This window comes from Actinoplanes sp. NPDC051475 (genome assembly GCF_040689425.1).
In the GTDB taxonomy this organism is placed as follows: domain Bacteria; phylum Actinomycetota; class Actinomycetes; order Mycobacteriales; family Micromonosporaceae; genus Actinoplanes.
Map to the genome: position 1 here is coordinate 1 of NZ_JBFAZZ010000027.1, position 17,799 is coordinate 17,799.

The following is a 17,799-nucleotide window of genomic DNA, read 5'->3' on the forward strand; positions in this document are numbered from 1 at the left end:
ATGACCTTGCCGAGGCGGAACAGGACTCCGAGCTCGTACTGCTTGACGACCTTCACGGCGAGCGAGGCCAAGGCCAGGAGCAACAGAACGATGAGGGCGGCGATCCAAAGGGACCACATGAGGGGATCCTGACTTCGGCCGCAGCCGGATAGTCGTGCCCGAGAAGAAGTCTGAGCGAGGAACGCACCCGATCGCTGCGGAGGCGAAGAACGCCGAGATGCCCGCAACGGCCAACTACCGGCCACCGAGGTCCAGGGCGACGCTTCTAACCGTACGCCCTGTTCACACCGTCCGCTTAAGGCGTGGTCCGGCTCGGCAGGCCCGGCGAGATGCGCGTACGCTGAATACGTCGCCCAGGACCCTGGTGGCGTGAAACCTCCGCCGCCTTCGACGTCTCCCACCAGTCGTGGGATGACCTCTTCGAGCCACTCTCACCTACGGCGCGTTGAAGCCGCAAAGGACGCGGCCACCGCCCCTTGAGTGGGCAGCGCCGCTGGCCGATCCACCCGTGGACGTGGACGCGCCACGGAACATGCGTCAGGGACACGGTCCAGCGCGTACACGCGCGCCGGCGCACGCCGTCCCGTCGTCCCTCGTCCGGCCCCGCCACCCCGGGCAAGTCCGCCACCGCCAACAGCAAGGGAAAAGAAGATGACTGCACCCGCGTACGTGGACAAGGCCAGAGTCACCGCGGATCTGCGCTTCCGGCAACTGCACTCCCGAGCGGATTGGGTCGACCGAGAATTCCCCGAGCTCATCGACACCGACAAGAACGCCTCGCTGCTGCAGATGCTCGGTATCGATCTGGACGCGATGGCGCCCGGCGACGCCGCGGCGTCACGGTCATGAGCAATCCCGCGTGACCTTCTGGAGCAGCCGCAGGCTCGGCGCAGGTAAGGAGCCCACGACAGTGGGCATCAAGAGATGCGACCGGTCGCATGGGGGTTCTCATCTGCACCGCGAGCAGGCAGGGTCACGACACAGATCGCGAACCGCGTCGCGGGTGCAGCCCGTGATGGCCTTCTCGGCTACTGGACGCCGGTTTCCGGCCACACTCAGCCCGTCGTGGATCACGGGCTGCCGGTCCCGGTCACGCACGTGTAGCGCGCCATCGTCTACCGGGCGCTCATCGAGCCCTGTCGACCGAACCCGATGTTAGGGCGCGAGGATCTGTTGCAGGGTTTCCGGGTCGGTGACGATGGCGTGGGCGACCTGGGTCAGCCGGCGGTTGTGTCTCCGGGCGTAGCCGCGGATGGCAGTGAACGCCTCGTCGATGCTGATTCCGCCGGCCTGCGCGACGGCGCCTTTGGCCTGTTCGATGATGACCCGGCTGTTCAGGGCTCCTTGCAGCTGTTCGGTGAGTGCCTCGCTGCGGGTGATGGCGCGTTCCTGTAGCAGGCCGATGGTGGCGGCATCGGCCAGGGCCTGCATGATCGTGACGTCGTCGTCTGCAAAGTCGCTGCCAGGGGTGTCACCGAAGACGTTCAACGCTCCGATCACCTGCCGGCGTAGCCGCATCGGGAAGGCGTGCACCGATTGGAACCCGGCGGCGGCGGCGCGTGGCGCGAAGCGGGGCCACCGACCGGCGGCCTCGCCCAGGTTCACGTTGACTACGGGCTCGCCGGTGTGGAACGCCTCCAGGCAGGGCCCTTGCTCGTTCTGCAACTGGAACAGCTCCACCAGGCTGACGTTCTCGTCCGAGCCGGCGATGAACTCCAACCGGCCGCGCTGGTCGGTGAGCAACACGCCGGCGGCCGCCGCGTCGGTCAGCTCGGCGACCCGCTCGGTGAGCATCTGTATGTAGTCGATCACGTCGAACTCGTCGACGAGCGTGTCGGCGATCTCGACGAAGACCTTCGCCAGCTTCTGCGCGGATACGGTGATCATCCCTGCCTCCCGGCCTGGCCGGCGGTCAAATGTGCGGTCATGGACGGTCCCGGTCGAAATGCAGTCTGCCGGCGACCACGTCGCGGGCCACCTCGTCGAGGCGGCGCCCGTGGGCAAACGCGTAGGCTCTCAGCCGCGCTGACGCCATCCCGATAGGCACCCCCAGTTGGACCATGACCATCCCCTGGGCTTGGAACAGCTCGGCGCGATGCTCGACTGTTTCGGCAAGGTCGTCTTCGAGGCCGTTCAGCGCGGCGTCCTCGTGCTGGTCGAGCAACGCCGTCATGGTCACCTCCGCGAAGGTGAGCGCGGTGACGAGCTCCTCACCGGTCAACGACCCGGCCCGTTTCCGGAACACGTCCAGGACCCCCAGGCGCACGGCGCCCATCTGCAGCGGGAACGAGAACACAGCCCGGACACCGCTGTCATGCACGGCCGGCGTGTACATCGGCCAGCGAGTCGGCGACTCACCGTCGAGGTCCGGTACCAGCACCGGCCGCCGCGAGGCGAACGCGTCCCAGCACGGCCCCTCACCGAGGACGAACTGCAACTCCTCGATGTGCTCGGTCAACGGATCCGACGCCGCGTAGACCCCCCGCGCCCCCTCCTCGGTCATCACGCTGATCCCGGCGCCCGAGGCGCTCAAGGTGTGCGCTGCGGCGGTACACGCCCGGTGCAGCAGCGACCCGCGGTTGCCTGGCGAGGTCGGCTCACCCTCGATCAGGGTACGGATCCTGGTGACGCGGTCATCCATGGCGACCACCCGCCGCGGGGCCCCGCAGGCACGGCGGCGCACCGCCGAGACGGCCGGAAGCCTGCTCGCGATGTGACACGGCTGCACCTCCACACCATGGCCCCGCAAGAGGGCCGGGCAGCAAGGACGAACACATCCGAGCTTAGTAGCGCTGCTCTGCTTTGCAGCGTGCCTGGCCCTGAATCGGCGTTGTTGACTTTCTCGCGCCGGCTCAACGCTCGCGACGGACATGCAGGCATCCTGCGGGGCAGCGGTCCGCGGCAGGATCGGTCGCGGCCGTGAACCCCCGGGAGCAGCGAGGCGCGTGCGGTCACGGATCTGCACGGGGCGGTCTCAGACGACTCGGCTGGTCTGGTGGTTGCCGACGGTGATGTCGAGGGTGATGGGCAGGTCGGGCCGGCCGAGGGCCTGCCGGAGGTGGGCGAGGGCATTGCTCTCGAGGCGGTGTCGGATGGCGGCGATGTCCGCGTCGTCGTCGGTGCGTACGGTGATCGCGAGCCGAGGATCGGTGGGACTTCCGTAGACCCTGGCGTGGCTGGTGTCGACACCTCGGTAGGAGTTGATCTCGGTGGTGACGGCGTCGGTGAGGGCGTCGGGGTCCAGTGCGGTCGGCCCGGCGGAGCGGTCGGTGGCGATGGTGATGTCGGCGGCGCGCGGGCGCGGTGTCAAGACGGCAATGAGCCAGCGCAAGGCCAGTAGGGCCGCGATCACGCCGGTGAGCGCGGCGGCGGGCCAGAACCAGACGCCGTTGTCGCCGCCGCAGCGGGCGATCGGGTTGTCGGTCAGGTGCCGGCCGGCGAGATGGTGGCCGAAGACGTCGGCACCGGCGAGGATCCCGGCGGTGCCGCCGGCCAGCAGGGCTACGCCGAGAAGGGTGAGCAGGGCGCGGGTGGTGCGGTCGGCGTACATCAGCGCTCCCCGGTCGTGACCCGGACCGCCAGCGTCGGTGGGTGGCTCAGGTGCAGGGCGTCGAGCTGTCGCCGGGCTGTCTCGGTCAGGGTCGTACGCAGCGTGCCTGTGTCGGATTCGCCGGCGCGGGTGGTGGCGTTGATGCGGGCGCGGCGTCTTCGGACGGTGACGTGGGCGTGGCTGACGCCGTCGATGCCGGTGACGGCTCGGCGCAGGCTATGCGCGAGGCCGCGGCGGGTGATCGCCGTGTCGGTGGCCGGGTTCGTGGTGGTGATCGGCAGCCGGGCCGGGCGCCGTGGTGTGAGCTGCGCGATGAGCAGCAGCAGCCCGGCGACGACCAGGCCGACGCTGAGCAGCCGGACAGGGGCCGCGCCCCAGGAGGTATGGGCTGCCCAGTGGTAGACGCCGGGCCAGTTCAGGAGCACGGGACGGTGGCCGGTTCGATGCGCGATCACCTCGATCACCCCGACCGCCGCGGCGAAGAGGAAACCGAGAGCGAGTAAAGGCGCCAGCAGGCGGTTGAGGACTTTCATGGCTGTACCCGGTCGGTCGGTGCGGGGCCGGTGATCAGTCCGGTGACGGTGAGGCGGATCTCGGCGACGGTGAGCCCGGTCAGGTCGTGGACCCGGGCCCGGACATGCTCGCGTACCTGGGTGCTGACCTGAACGATGGAAACGGGCCAGCGGGTACTGATGGCCAGCCCCAGGTAGACGGTCCGGCCGTCGACGTCCGCGGCGACCTTCGGCGCCTGGCGCAGGCCGGTACGGCGGATGCCGAGGTGTCCTGCGGCCGGCATCGCGTGGCCGAACACCCGCGGTGCGGCGCCCCCGGCGTCGGGGATCTCGAGGACGGCTTGAGCCGCGATCTTCTCGACAACCCGGTCGGCGATGATGATCTGTCCGAGCTCAGCACCACCTTCCGCGGGCGGGGTGCCGCTGAGACGGTCAAGTTCGGCGGCGGCGGTCATCGGTGGCTCCGTCGGCTCAGTAGGTAGCCGCTGAGGTCGAGGTCGCCGGCGAGTGCACGCGCGACGGCGAAGCCGAGGCCGCCGAACAAGGCGACGATGAGCATCTGGCCGAGGCCGCCGAAGGCCAGGGCGAATCCCAGCGCCAGCCCGACGACGGTCCCCAGGGTTGTGCGGTTCATGGCGTTCTCTCTTCCAGACTGCCCATCACCGGGATATCCGAATAGGCGGCGGGTCTTCGATGTCGACGACGATCACATCGATTCGGTGCAGCGGTGCCACCGCGACGACCGCGTGGCGGACCTGCGCGGCGAGTTCGATGGCCGGTTCCCAGCGGCTGCGAATCTGTATCAAGATCGTGCCGGCGGTTGTAGGCGCGGGCTCGGGTCGTACGGCCTCCTGCGCGGCCATGTTGATCGCGTCGTTCCACCACCGGGCTCGGCCGTTGATGTAGAGGCACGTTCTCTGGGGGGTTCGCGACCCTGGAGGCGGGTTCTCCCAGTTCAGGCGCTGCAGCCAGCCACCCTAGCGATCACCACAGTTGTGGTGCAAGGAGGCAACCTGGCCGTGTCGCTCTCCACATTGCTTGCACTCGGTCGCGCACGTTTCTACCGGCACCCCTACTGGGCGGTGTATCCGCCGTCCACCGGGAGGGCGACGCCGACGACGAAGCTGGCGCCGGGGCTGCACAGCCAGAGCACGGTGGAGGCGATCTCGTCGGCGCGGCCGAAGCGGCCGATGGGCTGGTTGGCCAGTGCTTCGGCCGTGTCGAGTTCGCCGCTGGCGATCATGGCGGTGACCATGGGGGTCTCGAACGTGCCGGGGCAGATGGCGTTGATTCGGATTCCGCGCGGCGCGTATTCCAGGGCCGCGCTGCTGGTGAGCCCGAGGACGCCGTGCTTGGACGCGTGGTAGGCGGCGCGTCCGGGCAGGCCGACGAGGCCGCCGAGGGAGGAGCAGTTGACGATGGCGCCGTTTCCCTGTTCGCGCATCTGCCGCAGTTCGTGCTTCATGCAGGCCCAGACGCCGCGCAGGTTGACGGCGTTGACGCGGTCGAAGGTGTCGGCGGGTTCGTCGGCGGCGTCGGACGGCGGGGCTTGGATGCCGGCGTTGTTGAAGGCCATGTCGAGGCGGCCGTAGGCCGTGACGGTCTGGTCGACCAGGGCGGCGACCTGCTGCTCGTCGGACACGTCGCACCGGATGCCGAGGGCTTCGTGCCCGTCAGCCTGCAGTTGCGCCGTGGTGGCCTGCAATGCGTCGTCGTTGACGTCGGCGAGGACGACCGTGGCTCCGGCATGGGCGAACGCCTGCGCGGTGGCCAGTCCCATGCCGGAGCTGGCGCCGGTGACGAGTGCGACCTGGCCGGTGAAGTCGTAGGTGGGGTTCATGATCTCTCCCGATGAGGCGGGTGGGCGGCGGTTCGCTCAGGCGGCGCGGGGTTCGACGGTCGCGGTGACGGCGCCGTCCATGTCAGCGATGCGGCGGGCGGCGTCGCCGTCGAGGCGGCCGATGATCACGATGCCGGGGAAGTAGGACTGGTCGCCGTAGTAGAGGACGAGGTCGTTGCCGGGTGCGTAGTAGCCGACATCACCGATGTCGGGGTCCGCGCCGTCCGGCTGGCCGTCCAGCGACAGTGGTGCGGGCAGCGGGCCGGTCTTCTCCACCGCGCCGTGGTCGACCATGTCGACGGTCAGCGGTAGCTGGGCGAGCAGGTCACGGCCGGCGGCGCTATCGACGAGCGTGGCGTGGAAGCGCTGGTCGTTGATGGTGATCTGGATCTTCATCTGTTCTCCCCTGGGCGCGGTGGCGCCGCTCGGCGGTGCCGAGGTTGGGCCGGCGCTGCTGGGTGATGTGGCGGACGGTCGCTCGCCGGTGTCGCCGGGCTGACCGTTGCCGCCGCAGCCGGCAACGGTCAGGGCGACGATCGCCGACAGTGCTGCGCACGCGGTTACCCGTGTGGCTGGCATGGCATCTCCCAGGGTCGGGTCCGGCGCCGGGTCAGACGGTGAGCAAAACCTTGGTGGCGGTGCGCTGGTCCATCGCCTGGTAGCCCTCGGCGGCCCGGTCGAGCGGCAGGGTGAGGTCGAAGACCTGGCCGGGATCGATGGTGCGGTCCCAGATCAGTTGGATCAGCTCGGGCAGGAACCGCCGGACCGGGGCGGGGCCGCCGTGCAGGTGCACGCCGGAGCCGAACAGCTGGTCGCCGGGGATGGCGACGTCGTGGGAGACCCCGACGAAGCCGACGTGGCCGCCGGGGCGGGCAGAGCCGATGGCCTGCATCATGGCCTCCTGGGTGCCGACGGCCTCGATGACGCTGTGCGCGCCCAGCCCGCCGGTCAGCTCCTTGACGGCCGCGACGCCCGCGTCGCCGCGTTCGGTGACGATGTCGGTGGCGCCGAACTCCCGCGCCAGGGCCTGCCGGTCGGCGTGGCGGCTGAACGCGATGATGCGCTCCGCGCCGAGCTGCCCGGCGGCCAGGATGCCGAGCAGGCCGACCGCGCCGTCCCCGACGACTGCGACGGTCTTACCCGGTCCGGCCTCGGCGGCGACGGCCGCGAACCAGCCGGTACCGAGCACGTCGGACGCCGCCATCAGCGACGGGATCAACTCCGGGTCGGGCCAGCCGGGGGTGGCGACGAGGGTCCCGTCGGCGAGCGGGATGCGGGCCAGCTCCGACTGGGTGCCGATGGTGCCCATCAGGACCCGGTGTACGCAGTACGCCTGGTAGCCGGCTCGGCAGATGTCGCAGGTGTTGTCCGACGCCCAGAACGAGCCGACGACGAAGTCGCCCGGCTTGACGGTGCGGACCTCGGACCCGATCTCCTCGACGACGCCGACGTACTCGTGACCCATCACCTGGTGCTCGACTGGCTCCGCGCCGCGGTACGGCCACAGGTCGCTGCCGCAGATGCACGTCGCGGCCAGGCGAATGATCGCATCGGTCGGCTCGACGATCACCGGGTCCGGGCGCTGCTCGACCCGCACGTCCCCCGGCTTGTACATGACAACCTGACGCATCCTGGTGTGCTCCGTTCGCTCTGATCGGGACGCCCCGCAGGGCCACGGCACCCAGTCAAGGTGCCCGCCTGAGCGGGGAGAAGTCCCTGCGAATGGGTGTACTGACAGGGAACCTCACGCACGCACGGCCCGGCCTAGGCTCGGATCGTGGACAACCGATCAGAGGTGCGCGACTTCCTCACCACGCGCCGCGCCCGGCTGACGCCCGAGCAGGTGGGGCTGCCGGCGACGGGCAGCCGGCGCGTGCCCGGGCTGCGGCGCAGCGAGGTCGCCGCCATCGCGGGGCTCAGCGTGGAGTACTACGCCCGGCTCGAACGCGGCCAGATCGCCGGCGCGTCGTCCGGCGTCCTCGAAGCTCTCGCCCGCGCGTTGCAGCTCGACGAGACCGAACGCGCCCACCTGTACGACCTGGCCCGCGCCGCCGACGGCATCCCGACATCCGGGCGGCCGCGGCGCCGCACCACCGGCGGCAAGCCCGCCGAACGTCTCAGCCTGCGGTGGGCGCTGGAAGCGATCACCGACGGCGTCGCGTTCGTCCGCGACCCGCGGCAGAACCTGCTCGCCACCAACGCGCTCGGTCGCGCGTTCTACGCACCGGTGATCGGCGACGGCGGCCGAGCGCCGAACCTGGCCCGGTTCCAGTTCCTCGACCCGGCCGCACGCGACTTCTACCCCGACTGGGACCGCTTCGCCGCGATGTGCGTCGGCGTCATGCGCGCCGAGGCCGGCCGCGACCCGCACGACCGCGGACTGCAGGACCTCGTCGGCGAGCTCTCCACCCGCAGCGAGGACTTCCGCCGGCTCTGGGCCGACCACGACGTGCGCACCCACGGCACCGGCACCAAGCGGTTCCATCACCCCGTTGTCGGTGACCTCACGCTCGCCTACGAGGAACTCGCGATCACCGCCGAACCCGGCCTGGTGCTCCTCGTCTACACCGCCGAACCCGGCTCGCCGTCCGCCGAACGCCTCCGCCTACTCGCCTCCTGGGCCGCCACCACCACGACTGCAGCGCCCCGCGACACCGAAGGAACCTGATGCAGATCACCCGCAGCTCCATCACCACCGCCAAGGGACCCGCCGACTGGTTCACCGGCGACGTCTACATCGACGCCGTCGCCGCCGCACCCCCACCCTCGCGGGTCACCGCGAACCTGGTCCACTTCATGCCCGGCGCCCGCACCCACTGGCACCGCCACCCCCTGAGCCAGACCGTCTTCGTCACCGAAGGCGTCGGCCTGTGCCAGCGCCGCGGCGGGCCCGTCGAGATCATCCGCCCCGGCGACCGCGTCCTGTTCGAAGCCGACGAAGAACACTGGCACGGCGCCGCGCCCGACCGGCTCATGGTCCACCTCGCCATCAACGAAGCCGACGACCAGCACGCCGTCGTCCACTGGCTCCAACCCGTCACCGACGCCGAATACGCCGCAGCCCCTCCCACCAGCGCGTAGCGACTGCCGCAAGCACACGCCCATCCAGCAGCCTCCATGCCAGCGGCACCTCTGCTTGTCAGAGACGCCGACAGCAAGGAGCGACCCCCGTGCTGCAGGGCCGCCAGCTGATCCAGCACCAACCGACTGAAAGGGCGCTCATCATGACCAGCGCCGCCCATGGTCCCTCGGAGCACACATTCGCCGGCAAGATTGCGTTCATCACCGGAGCCGCCGGCGGCATCGGCCAGGCCACCGCGCGAGCCTTCGCCGCCGCCGGCGCGGCGGTCGCCCTGGCCGACCTCGACCTGGCCGGCGCCGAGGCCCTCGCCATCGAGATCCAGGGCGCCGGCGGCACAGCCATCGCTATCGGCCTAGACGTCACCGACAGCGACGCGGTCAAGGCCGCCCTCGACCAGGTCGTTGCCACCTTCGGCCGGCTCGACGTGGCGTTCAACAACGCCGGCATCGAACAGAGCCACACGAGCACAGCCGACACCACCGAAGCCGACTTCGACAAGCTGATGACGGTCAACGTGCGCAGCGTCTTCATCGGCCTCAAGCACCAGATCCCGCTCATGCTCGCCTGCGGCGGCGGCGCGATCGTCAACACCTCCTCCGGCGCCGGCGTCATGGGCATCGCCCAGCAAGCCACCTACGTCGCCACCAAGCACGCCGTCATCGGCCTCACCAAGTCCGCCGCTCTCGAGTACGCCGCCCAGGGCGTCCGCATCAACGCGATCTGCCCCGGCATCATCGACACCGAGATGATCGAACGCGTCAGCGGCGGAACCGACGACGGCTACGCCCAGATGATCGCGCAGGAACCCATCGGACGCCTCGGCCGACCCGAAGAGATCGCCTCCGCCGTGCTGTGGCTGTGCTCACCCACCGCCGCCTTCACCATCGGACACGCCCTCGTCGTCGACGGCGGCCAAACCGTCTAGCCCAACCGCAAACAAGATCAACACTGGCCAGCGGGCCGGGTCTGTTGGGCGGGTTCACCGGCCGGGCGGAACGCTCGGGCCATGAGGACCCTGCTTTCTCTCGATCGAGCAACGTCAGGTCACTGCACAGCACCCCCAGAGAAGCGCTGCACGGACCCACCGAAGTACGACCGATACAACGTGGCGCTACAGATCCGGAAACCCTAGAGAAGGTGGGGCGCCTGTGCGGTGAGGTCGTCGCCCGACGCGCATCAGCTCGACGCCCGCTGGTATTTCAGCGCCTACGCCATGTCGGCGTCGCGGTAATGGTGGCAAGCGCGGGCGGCGCCGCGCCGCGCGGCGGCGCCGAGAGCTGAGCGGCGTCGGATGTCCGTACCCAGAACCACTGAGTGCTGTTCCTGCGGATGCGATGGTCGTAGGGAACCCACCGCCCGTACGCGGCGCGGACGACCAGGTCGTCCAGGTAGTTCATTCGCTGGGGCACCCACCGGAATTGCCAGCCCGGGAAGCGGCGGCCCTTCTTCTCGTCCGGGCATAGCTGCCCGGTCTCTCCGCATCGTTCGCGGACCAGGCCGCGCACCCCCACCGATGGCGGGCAGCTCGCTGACGCTCCGGTACTGCTCCCAGGGCATGCGGTTGATCGCTGCCCACGGCGCGACGGTGACCAGAGGCGCCTTGCGGCTGGGTGTGGTCGACAGCCGTCAGCCCGTCAGCCGGTCACTCCACACTCCAGACCGGCTTCGATCATCGCTGGACATTCAGGTGAGCTTGATGGTGAACAGCGGGTTCGCGGCCAGCTTGCGGAACGCGGTCAGGCTGGATGTCGTGCTGTTGATGCTGATGTCGCGGTCGCCGAACGCGTCCTTCGCGGTGTCGAAGTAGACGATCGCCTTGATGGCGGGCCGCTTGGCGAGCTCGGGCAGGACGCTGTTGAACTGGGCGGCCTTGTCCACGACCTTGCCGATGCGGTGGTAGGCGCCCCACTCGGCGACCATGATCGGCTTGCTGGGGTGGTTCTTGACCGACCAGTCGTAGAAGCCGGTGCCCTTCGGGGCCTTGCGGTCGAGCAGGTCAGCGAACATGCCCTGGTGGTAGTAGTTCTTCTCCGCCGAGACGTAGGAGTCGAGACCGACCCAGTCCACGACGTCGTCGCCCGGGTAGAGGTCCTTCCACCACGACTGGGCCATCCACTTCTCGTTACCCATGTAGGCGACGACGCTGACCGCGTTGGTGACGCCCTTCGCGCGCAGCCGCTGGATCACGTGCCGGTAGGAGGCGGCGAAGTCCTTGGCGGTCATCCCGGAGCCCGCGGCCGGGCGTACGTCGTCCTCCGGCTCGTGGTTGAGGACCAGGAAGAACTTCGCCGGGAGGGTGGCTTTGACCCGGGCGGCGAACGCGTCGATGCGGGTATCCAATTTGCCGGCGGCGACGTTGGCCCAGGTCGAGCCGTACTCGACGCGCCAGTTCAGCAGCAGCACGCGAGGGTGCTCAGGGTCGCGGGTCATCGCGATCTCGGCGTCGGTCGGGAACTTCTCGTCACCCTTGTGGTAGGTGTGAAAGATCGTCGCGGTCCGTCCGCTGAGCTTCTCCCACGCCTTGTGCTCCTGGTCGCGGGGAGCGCCGGTGAAGCCGCCGGCCGCGGCGCCCCACAGCACGCCGCACGACGGCACCAGCTTCGCGCCGGTGGCGCAGCCGCCGGTGACCGGCTTCGGCGCGGCCTGGGCCACCGTCGGCCCGGCGAGCGCGGCGCTCCCAGCGAAGAGCATGGCGGTCACGGTCAGTGCGGCGTTACGAATGGCTGAGCGACGCAAGATGAAATCTCCCCGAGTTGTCCGGCCTCGTCGTCGGCCGGGCATACGAAAGAGATTCACGGGCGCGCGGTGCGCTGCCGGTGCCCGCCGGGGTGCCGCCCGGTTGCCCTGAACCGGCGCATGCCGGTCCGCACCCGATCGGTTTCCCGACAGCGCAGTTGAGGATTGCGGCAGGCGTTCCCAGAGGCGGAATCCGGCGACGCGGAATTGAGGCGCAGCCGAGTATGGCAGTCGGAGCAATTCCTCGATGGTGCGCCCGGTCGAGCAGTGGGTGGAGGGCTGGTCGGATGTGGCGGCTTGTGGCAGAGATGACGAGGGTGGTGATGTGGTTGGTGGTGCTGGTGCCCTTGTCGCAGAGGATGATGATCGTCCGGCGTCTCGCCTGGTAGTCGGGGCGGGCGAGGATCAGCGGCGGCCAGCCGCGCAGTCGCCGGGCGCCGTTGGGCACCGGGTCGACCAGGCACGGCGGCGCGCCGGGCATGTCGTGGCAGGCGAACCCCGACGTCGCCACGGCTCTGGCCCGTGCCCGCGACCTGGAAACCACGATCGCCGACCTGCTCGCTCTGCGCGGCCGGAGCACCGCCGAGACCTGCGACCCGCAGCGGATCGCGGCGGAGGCGGTGCGCCGACGGAGCACCACCGCGCGACCGGTCACCTTGCGCAGCGACATCACCGAGGACGTTGCCCTCGCCGCGCCGGCGTTGCGGCAGAGCCTCGACGTCCTGCTCGACAACGCGCTGCGGCACGGCGACGGGCCCGTCACGGTCACCGTCGAGCCGTACGGCAACGCGGTCCTCATCGAGGTCGCCGACCGGGGTGCCGGGATGGCAGCTGCCGCCCAGCCGGGCACCGGTTTGCGATGGTGACCGGCATCGTCGAACGCGCGGGCGGTGCCCTGTTGATCCGGCGGCGGGCACCGCACCCGCGTGGCCCTGCTACTGCCGGTCAGCGCGGCCGGCGGCGGACCTGGTCGTACCGCGGCTGATCAGTCGAGCTCGAAGCGGTAGCCGTAGCCGCGCAGCGTGGCGATGCGATCCCAGCGGTCGCCGGCGTCGGCAACCAGCACCGCGAGCAGTTCGTGCTCTTTCGGGCGCAGTGTGACCTCTTGGTCGCGGACCCACGCCCGCCGGGAACGAGATCCGCCACGCCTGCGGCGAGCAGGCGGCGCGCGTCCGCACCGGTACACGCCCAGCGCACCTCGTGACCAACCGCGGCGAGGATGCCGACCAGACCGGCCCCGACGCTGTCGTCGTCCTCGATCACCAGCACGCGCGACGGTGATTCCTGCACCACCCCGATGCTACGGCGTGTTGGTACGCCATGCGGCGGTCGCCACGGCTGACGGATTCGGCGAACCGGTGGTCGGGAGGCGGCTTGGTCCTTCAGCGAAATCTCAGCGTCGTTCCACAAGGCTGGTGGTGATGACGATCGAGATCGGGCCGCCCGACGCGGCAGCATCGTCCGAGGTTCCGAGCCCGCCGGCCATCCATCGGGCGATCCGGTCGCGGCTGCTGCCGGGCGTGGCCGGCGGTGTACTGATGCTGGGATTCGGCTTGGCCGGCGCCAGCCGTCCAGAGCTGAGCTGGGACGAGATCGCCACCGCGGACGTGGCACGGCGGCCGGTGGTGCAGATCTGGCATCTGCTGCACCACATCGACGGCGTGTTCGGGCCGTACTACCTTCTCATGCACCTGTGGACCACGGTCCTCGGCGATTCGGTGCTGGCCCTGCGGCTCCCGTCCATCCTGGCGATGGCGGCCGCCGTCGCGGCCGCCGGCGAGCTGGGCCGGCGAGCGTTCGGTGAGACGGTCGGAATCGTGGCCGTGGTCCTGCTCTGCCTGATGCCGAACACGTCGCGGTACGCGGCCGAGGCCCGACCGTACGGGTTCGCCTGCCTGTTTGCGACACTCGCCCTGCTACTGCTGCACCGGGCGCTGAACGATTCGCGGGCGCGTCGATGGTGTGCCTATGGCGCAGCGGTTTTCTGCATGGGTCTCAGTCACCTCCTGGTCCTGGCTGCGTTGCCGGCGCACGCGGCGATCTGCGCCCTCCGGTTGCGGCGCCGCCCGTGGCGTCGCCCCACGCTGGCATGGGGTGCCTCGGTGGCGGCCGCGCTGCTGGCCCTGTCCCCACTGCTGTGGTGGGGGATGCATCAGCGGCAGGAACAACTCCACTGGGTGAAGCCGTTGACCCTCGGCGCGCTTTGCAGCTTCCCGGCCCGGTTCGTCGGTACCCCTGAGACAGCCTGGGCTCTGATCGGCTTAGCGCTGTATGCCGCAAGCCGTCTCGGGCGCCGTTCGGCGGAGACCGCGGTGGCCGCGGCCGTGCCGTTGCTGGTGGTCGGGACGGTGTCCGCCGTGGGGCCGTCGTTCTGGGTGATCCGGTACGTCCTGTACGTGCTGATGCCGACCGCCGTGCTGGCCGCGGCCGGGCTGGTGCACGCGTGCGCCGGCCTGCGTCCTCGGCGCGTCGGGGCGCGGATTGTGGCTGCGCTTGTGGTCGTGGCTGTTGCTGCCGCTCCGGGCCAGCTGACCGTACGTGGTCCCACCGTGAAGAACGGCAGTGACTACCGGACTCTTGCCGGCATCATCCGCCGCCGGCAGGCGGTCGGTGACGTCATCGTCTACCAGGCGGGCTCCCGGACGTTACGCCCCGGCGTCGGGTACTACCTGCGCACCGACGCCGGGGCCCCGCGCGACGTCCTGATGCGACAGACTGCGGCGCAGGCGGCAGCCTTGATCGCCCAGGAGTACCGCGATCCGGTGGCACGCCTCGCCGCGGCCAACCGGATCTGGCTGGTGGTCGCCGCCCGCCGTGGCGACCCGGTAAACGCACGCCGCGACCTGGCTCGACTGCTCCATGCGCAGTACCGGCGCGCCGGACTGTGGAGAGTCAAACGCGCGACGATGGCCCTGTACGTTCACCGGCGGGTGAATCGGCGGTGAGCAGCAGGGTGGACAGGCTGCTCACCGCATGATGCCGGTGTGGCCGAGGGAGTGGCGGTGCCGTGGTGGCAGCCGGCGGTTTCCGCGCCGGTCCGGTGCAGGCGGTGGCGAGGGTGCTGGTGGCAAAGGCGGTGACTGCCCGCAGGGCGTCGCGACGGTCCACCGGCCGGACGGTACGCCGCCGGAGCTGAATATTTGCTGAAGCGGTCAGGTGCAGGGCCGGCTCGCCTGCGCGTCGTTCAGCCTCCCTCGGGGTTGATACGGTAGCCGGCGCCGCGGACGGTCTCGATCGCCGCTCGGCCGAACGGGTGGTCGATCTTCTTGCGCAGGTAGCCGATGTACACCTCGACGATGTTGGGATCGCCGTTGAAGTGTGCGTCCCAGACATTGTCGATGATGGCGGACTTGGTCACGGCCTGGCCCCGGTGGCGCAGCAGGAACTCCAGGAGAGCGAACTCGCGGGGCGTGACGGCGATCGGCGTGTCCCCCCGGGCGACGCGGCGCTCGGCCGGGTCGAGGGTCAGGTCACCCGCGCTCAGCACTGCCGGGCGTTCCGGAGCGCCGCGGCGGATCAGGGCGCGTAGGCGGGCGATCAGCACGACGAACGAGAACGGCTTGATCAGGTAATCGTCGGCGCCCAGATCGAGCGCGTCTGCCTGGTCGTACTCGCCGTCCTTGGCCGTGAGCATGAGTACCGGGGTCCAGATGCCCCGGCCGCGCAGTTGCCGGCATATCTCGTAACCGCTCAAGCGGGGCAGCATGATGTCGAGGACGACGGCGTCGTAGGCACCGTAAGGTGTCTCGGTCGCCTGCCACAGACCTTCGGCGCCGTCGTGAGCGAGGTCGACGGTGAAGCCTTCCGGGGCGAGCCCGTCGCGGATCGTCTCCGCAAGGCTCACCTCGTCCTCCACAACGAGCACCCGCACGGTTCACCTCCCAGTCGTTGACCAGCGTGCCTCGACGGCGCTGAGAAAACCCTGAAACGCACATTCAGCGCGTCCTCAGCGCGTCGCAGCTAGCGTGACGGCCATGCGGACACCCCGTTTCATCAGGCGACGTCTGGGCGTACGGCTGCGGTCGGCCCTTGCGGCCGGGTTGGTGGTCGCCGTCGCCTCGATTCTCGCGGGCGCCGTGCTGCTGATCACCGCGCGGGGCATCCTGCTGGACAATGCGGACACGGCGGCGAACGACCGGGCCACGCAGCTCATTGTCGCGCTGGCCGGGGGTGACTCCTCCGCGCTCGCCGCGGCGCTGCGGCCCTCCGCCCCGGAACGGACGGTCGTGCAGGTGCTGAACTCCGCCGGCCAGGTCATCGCCGCCTCGAACGCCGTCGCGACTTCACCCCCGATGTCGGCCCTGCGGCCTGGCGCCGGGCAGCGTGAGCGTGAGACTCGCCAACTCGACATCAGCCAGGACTCGCCGTTTCGGATCGTGGCCGCCGGCGTGTTTACCCCCCAAGGCGTGCAGACCGTGCTGGTGGCGGAGTCGATGGACATAGCCGATGACGGGACCGAGGCCATCCTCGCCGCCCTGCTGATCGGCATGCCGTTGCTCGCCCTCGTGGTCGGTGTCGCCACGTTCCTGTTCGTGGGGCGCACCCTGCGCCCGGTGGAGGCCATGCGGCGGCAGGCTGCCACGATCACCGCCAGGAACCTGCACGCCCGGCTGCCGGTGTCCTCCGCCGATGACGAGATCGCGGCGCTGGCAGCGACCATGAACACGATGCTCGATCGGATCGAGGCGGCGTCGGCGGCACAACGCCGTTTCGTCGCGGACGCCAGCCACGAGCTGCGCAGTCCGCTGGCGACCATTCACGCGAATGCCGACCTGTTGGCGGACGCGAAGCTTGCCGAAGCGCCGGCCCGGTCGGTGGCTCGCATCCACGCCGAGAGTGGCCGGATGGCGCGGCTGGTCAACGACCTGCTGTTGCTCGCCCGTGTCGACGACCATGCCCTGCGGCTACGCACGACGGAGGTGGATCTCGATGATCTGGTGTACGCCGAGCGGGAACGGGTAGCCACCGAACATCCTGAGCTGCGCATCGAGGGCACGGTCGAACCCGTCCGGGTGATGGGAGACCCGGATCAGCTGCACCGGGTGTTGCGCAACCTGGTCGACAACGCCGTCCGGCACGCTCGCACCAGCGTGACCATCGCGCAGGCGGCCCACAGCGAGCACGTCGAGCTGCTGGTCGGCAACGACGGGCCCCCTATCGCGGCCGCCGATCGGGAGCGGATCTTCGACCGGTTCGTCCGGCTCGATCACAGCCGATCGCGGCAGGACGGCGGTGCGGGGCTGGGTCTGCCGATCGCCCGCGACATCGTCGTGGCGCATGGCGGAACCCTTGTCGTGGACCCGGCGGAGGAGCGCGCCATGCTGCGAATCCGGCTGCCGATTCCCGTACCGTAAACCTACGAGCTGTAGGTTTATTGCCCGTCTCCGAGGATATGGACGTACATATGTTGGCAGCACCGAGCATCCTTGCGCTGGGGCCGTCATTCCTGGATCCGGAATGGCTGATCTCCACGTTCGGCCTGCTCGGGATCCTCGCCCTGGTGTTCGCGGAGTCCGGTCTGTTGATCGGCTTCTTCCTGCCCGGCGACTCGCTGCTGTTCACCGCCGGGCTGCTGATCGCCGACGGCACTTACCTGCATCAGCCGTTGTGGCTCATGTGCCTGCTGGTGTCGCTCGCGGCCGCCGCGGGGGACCAGTTCGGTTACGCCTTCGGGCACCGCTTCGGCCCGGCGTTGTTCCGGCGCCCGGACTCCCGGCTGTTCAAGCAGGAGAACCTGTCCAAGGCCCGGGACTTCTTCGCCAAGTACGGTGCCCGCTCGATCGTGCTCGCGCGCTTCGTGCCGATCGTGCGGACGTTCACCCCGATCGTCGCGGGTGCCAGTCGCATGCACTACCGCACGTTCCTGATCTACAACGTCGCCGGCGGCACGCTCTGGGGCTGCGGTGTCACGACCCTCGGCTACTTCCTGGGCCAGCTGGCGTTCGTCAAGAACAACATCGAGTTCATCCTGATCGGCATCGTCGCCGTCTCCGTGGTCCCCATCGGGATCGAACTGCTGCGAGGGCGCCGGCGCAGCAGCCGCCGCCGGGTCGAGTCCGAACCGCGCTGACGCGGCGTG

General features: G+C 69.8%; 22 protein-coding genes. 8 read left to right on the forward strand and 14 right to left on the reverse strand.

The annotated features are described in order from the left end of the window. The first annotated feature begins 651 nt into the window (after positions 1–651). On the forward strand, positions 652–849 hold the full coding sequence (locus tag AB0368_RS35775; protein WP_366158478.1) for a hypothetical protein: 198 nt from the start codon (positions 652–654) through the stop codon (positions 847–849). A gap of 306 nt (positions 850–1,155) precedes the next feature. Here the strand turns inward: AB0368_RS35775 and AB0368_RS35780 are convergent, their stop codons facing one another. The 10 genes from AB0368_RS35780 to AB0368_RS35825 form a co-directional block, all read right to left on the reverse strand. After that, positions 1,156–1,887, reverse strand: coding sequence for a GAF and ANTAR domain-containing protein (locus AB0368_RS35780; RefSeq protein WP_366158479.1), 732 nt, complete (start codon positions 1,885–1,887; stop codon positions 1,156–1,158). Positions 1,888–1,924: 37 nt separating this feature from the next. Beyond that, on the reverse strand, positions 1,925–2,641 hold the full coding sequence (locus AB0368_RS35785) for a GAF and ANTAR domain-containing protein (RefSeq protein ID WP_366158480.1): 717 nt from the start codon (positions 2,639–2,641) through the stop codon (positions 1,925–1,927). A 333-nt stretch (positions 2,642–2,974) separates the two neighbouring features. Continuing rightward, on the reverse strand, positions 2,975–3,550 hold the full coding sequence (locus tag AB0368_RS35790; protein WP_366158481.1) for a hypothetical protein: 576 nt from the start codon (positions 3,548–3,550) through the stop codon (positions 2,975–2,977). Continuing rightward, positions 3,550–4,083: a DUF6286 domain-containing protein gene (locus AB0368_RS35795; protein ID WP_366158482.1), complete on the reverse strand. Its 534-nt coding sequence runs from the start codon at positions 4,081–4,083 to the stop codon at positions 3,550–3,552. The genes AB0368_RS35790 and AB0368_RS35795 overlap by 1 nt, the downstream gene beginning before the upstream one ends. Further along, a complete protein-coding gene (locus AB0368_RS35800) occupies positions 4,080–4,517 on the reverse strand; it encodes an Asp23/Gls24 family envelope stress response protein (RefSeq protein WP_366158483.1) in 438 nt (145 codons plus the stop codon). The genes AB0368_RS35795 and AB0368_RS35800 overlap by 4 nt, the downstream gene beginning before the upstream one ends. Next, positions 4,514–4,696, reverse strand: coding sequence for a hypothetical protein (locus AB0368_RS35805; RefSeq protein WP_366158484.1), 183 nt, complete (start codon positions 4,694–4,696; stop codon positions 4,514–4,516). The genes AB0368_RS35800 and AB0368_RS35805 overlap by 4 nt, the downstream gene beginning before the upstream one ends. Positions 4,697–4,721: 25 nt before the next feature. Continuing rightward, complete coding sequence (locus AB0368_RS35810) at positions 4,722–4,925, reverse strand: hypothetical protein (protein WP_366158485.1); 204 nt, start codon at positions 4,923–4,925, stop codon at positions 4,722–4,724. Positions 4,926–5,134: 209 nt separating this feature from the next. Continuing rightward, positions 5,135–5,902: a glucose 1-dehydrogenase gene (locus tag AB0368_RS35815; protein WP_366158486.1), complete on the reverse strand. Its 768-nt coding sequence runs from the start codon at positions 5,900–5,902 to the stop codon at positions 5,135–5,137. A 36-nt stretch (positions 5,903–5,938) separates the two neighbouring features. After that, positions 5,939–6,298 (reverse strand): cyclophilin-like fold protein, encoded by a 360-nt coding sequence (locus AB0368_RS35820; RefSeq protein WP_366158487.1) that lies wholly within the window; start codon positions 6,296–6,298, stop codon positions 5,939–5,941. 214 nt (positions 6,299–6,512) lie between these two features. Beyond that, positions 6,513–7,532 (reverse strand): zinc-dependent alcohol dehydrogenase family protein, encoded by a 1,020-nt coding sequence (locus tag AB0368_RS35825; RefSeq protein ID WP_366158488.1) that lies wholly within the window; start codon positions 7,530–7,532, stop codon positions 6,513–6,515. 147 nt (positions 7,533–7,679) lie between these two features. On the opposite strand from AB0368_RS35825, the gene AB0368_RS35830 reads away from it, so the two are divergent. The 3 genes from AB0368_RS35830 to AB0368_RS35840 all read left to right on the forward strand — a co-directional run bounded on the left by AB0368_RS35830 (position 7,680) and on the right by AB0368_RS35840 (position 9,909). After that, entirely contained in the window at positions 7,680–8,570 is an 891-nt protein-coding gene (locus AB0368_RS35830) for a helix-turn-helix transcriptional regulator (protein ID WP_366158489.1), read from the forward strand. Beyond that, positions 8,570–8,983 (forward strand): cupin domain-containing protein, encoded by a 414-nt coding sequence (locus AB0368_RS35835; RefSeq protein WP_366158490.1) that lies wholly within the window; start codon positions 8,570–8,572, stop codon positions 8,981–8,983. Before AB0368_RS35830 ends, AB0368_RS35835 begins: the two co-directional genes overlap by 1 nt. Positions 8,984–9,072: 89 nt before the next feature. Then, entirely contained in the window at positions 9,073–9,909 is an 837-nt protein-coding gene (locus tag AB0368_RS35840) for a glucose 1-dehydrogenase (RefSeq protein ID WP_366158491.1), read from the forward strand. 274 nt (positions 9,910–10,183) lie between these two features. Here the strand turns inward: AB0368_RS35840 and AB0368_RS35845 are convergent, their stop codons facing one another. Both AB0368_RS35845 and AB0368_RS35850 read right to left on the reverse strand, forming a co-directional pair. After that, entirely contained in the window at positions 10,184–10,381 is a 198-nt protein-coding gene (locus AB0368_RS35845) for a hypothetical protein (protein WP_366158492.1), read from the reverse strand. Positions 10,382–10,667: 286 nt separating this feature from the next. Then, a complete protein-coding gene (locus AB0368_RS35850) occupies positions 10,668–11,675 on the reverse strand; it encodes a glycosyl hydrolase (protein WP_366158493.1) in 1,008 nt (335 codons plus the stop codon). Positions 11,676–12,199: 524 nt separating this feature from the next. On the opposite strand from AB0368_RS35850, the gene AB0368_RS35855 reads away from it, so the two are divergent. Further along, positions 12,200–12,586 (forward strand): ATP-binding protein, encoded by a 387-nt coding sequence (locus AB0368_RS35855; protein ID WP_366158494.1) that lies wholly within the window; start codon positions 12,200–12,202, stop codon positions 12,584–12,586. Positions 12,587–12,705: 119 nt separating this feature from the next. Here the strand turns inward: AB0368_RS35855 and AB0368_RS35860 are convergent, their stop codons facing one another. Continuing rightward, positions 12,706–12,906: a hypothetical protein gene (locus AB0368_RS35860; RefSeq protein WP_366158495.1), complete on the reverse strand. Its 201-nt coding sequence runs from the start codon at positions 12,904–12,906 to the stop codon at positions 12,706–12,708. Positions 12,907–13,141: 235 nt separating this feature from the next. On the opposite strand from AB0368_RS35860, the gene AB0368_RS35865 reads away from it, so the two are divergent. Beyond that, a complete protein-coding gene (locus tag AB0368_RS35865) occupies positions 13,142–14,665 on the forward strand; it encodes a glycosyltransferase family 39 protein (protein WP_366158496.1) in 1,524 nt (507 codons plus the stop codon). Positions 14,666–14,904: 239 nt separating this feature from the next. Here AB0368_RS35865 and AB0368_RS35870 read toward each other — a convergent pair whose 3' ends face one another. Beyond that, a complete protein-coding gene (locus AB0368_RS35870) occupies positions 14,905–15,591 on the reverse strand; it encodes a response regulator transcription factor (RefSeq protein ID WP_366158497.1) in 687 nt (228 codons plus the stop codon). A gap of 103 nt (positions 15,592–15,694) precedes the next feature. Here AB0368_RS35870 and AB0368_RS35875 point away from each other — a divergent pair, with 103 nt between their 5' ends. Together AB0368_RS35875 and AB0368_RS35880 are read left to right on the forward strand one after the other, a co-directional pair. Then, entirely contained in the window at positions 15,695–17,074 is a 1,380-nt protein-coding gene (locus AB0368_RS35875; protein ID WP_366158498.1) for an ATP-binding protein, read from the forward strand. Between the two features lie 50 nt (positions 17,075–17,124). Further along, positions 17,125–17,790 carry a VTT domain-containing protein gene (locus tag AB0368_RS35880; RefSeq protein WP_366158499.1) on the forward strand — a complete coding sequence of 222 codons (666 nt, stop codon included), beginning with the start codon at positions 17,125–17,127 and terminating at the stop codon, positions 17,788–17,790. The last annotated feature ends 9 nt before the right edge of the window (positions 17,791–17,799 follow it).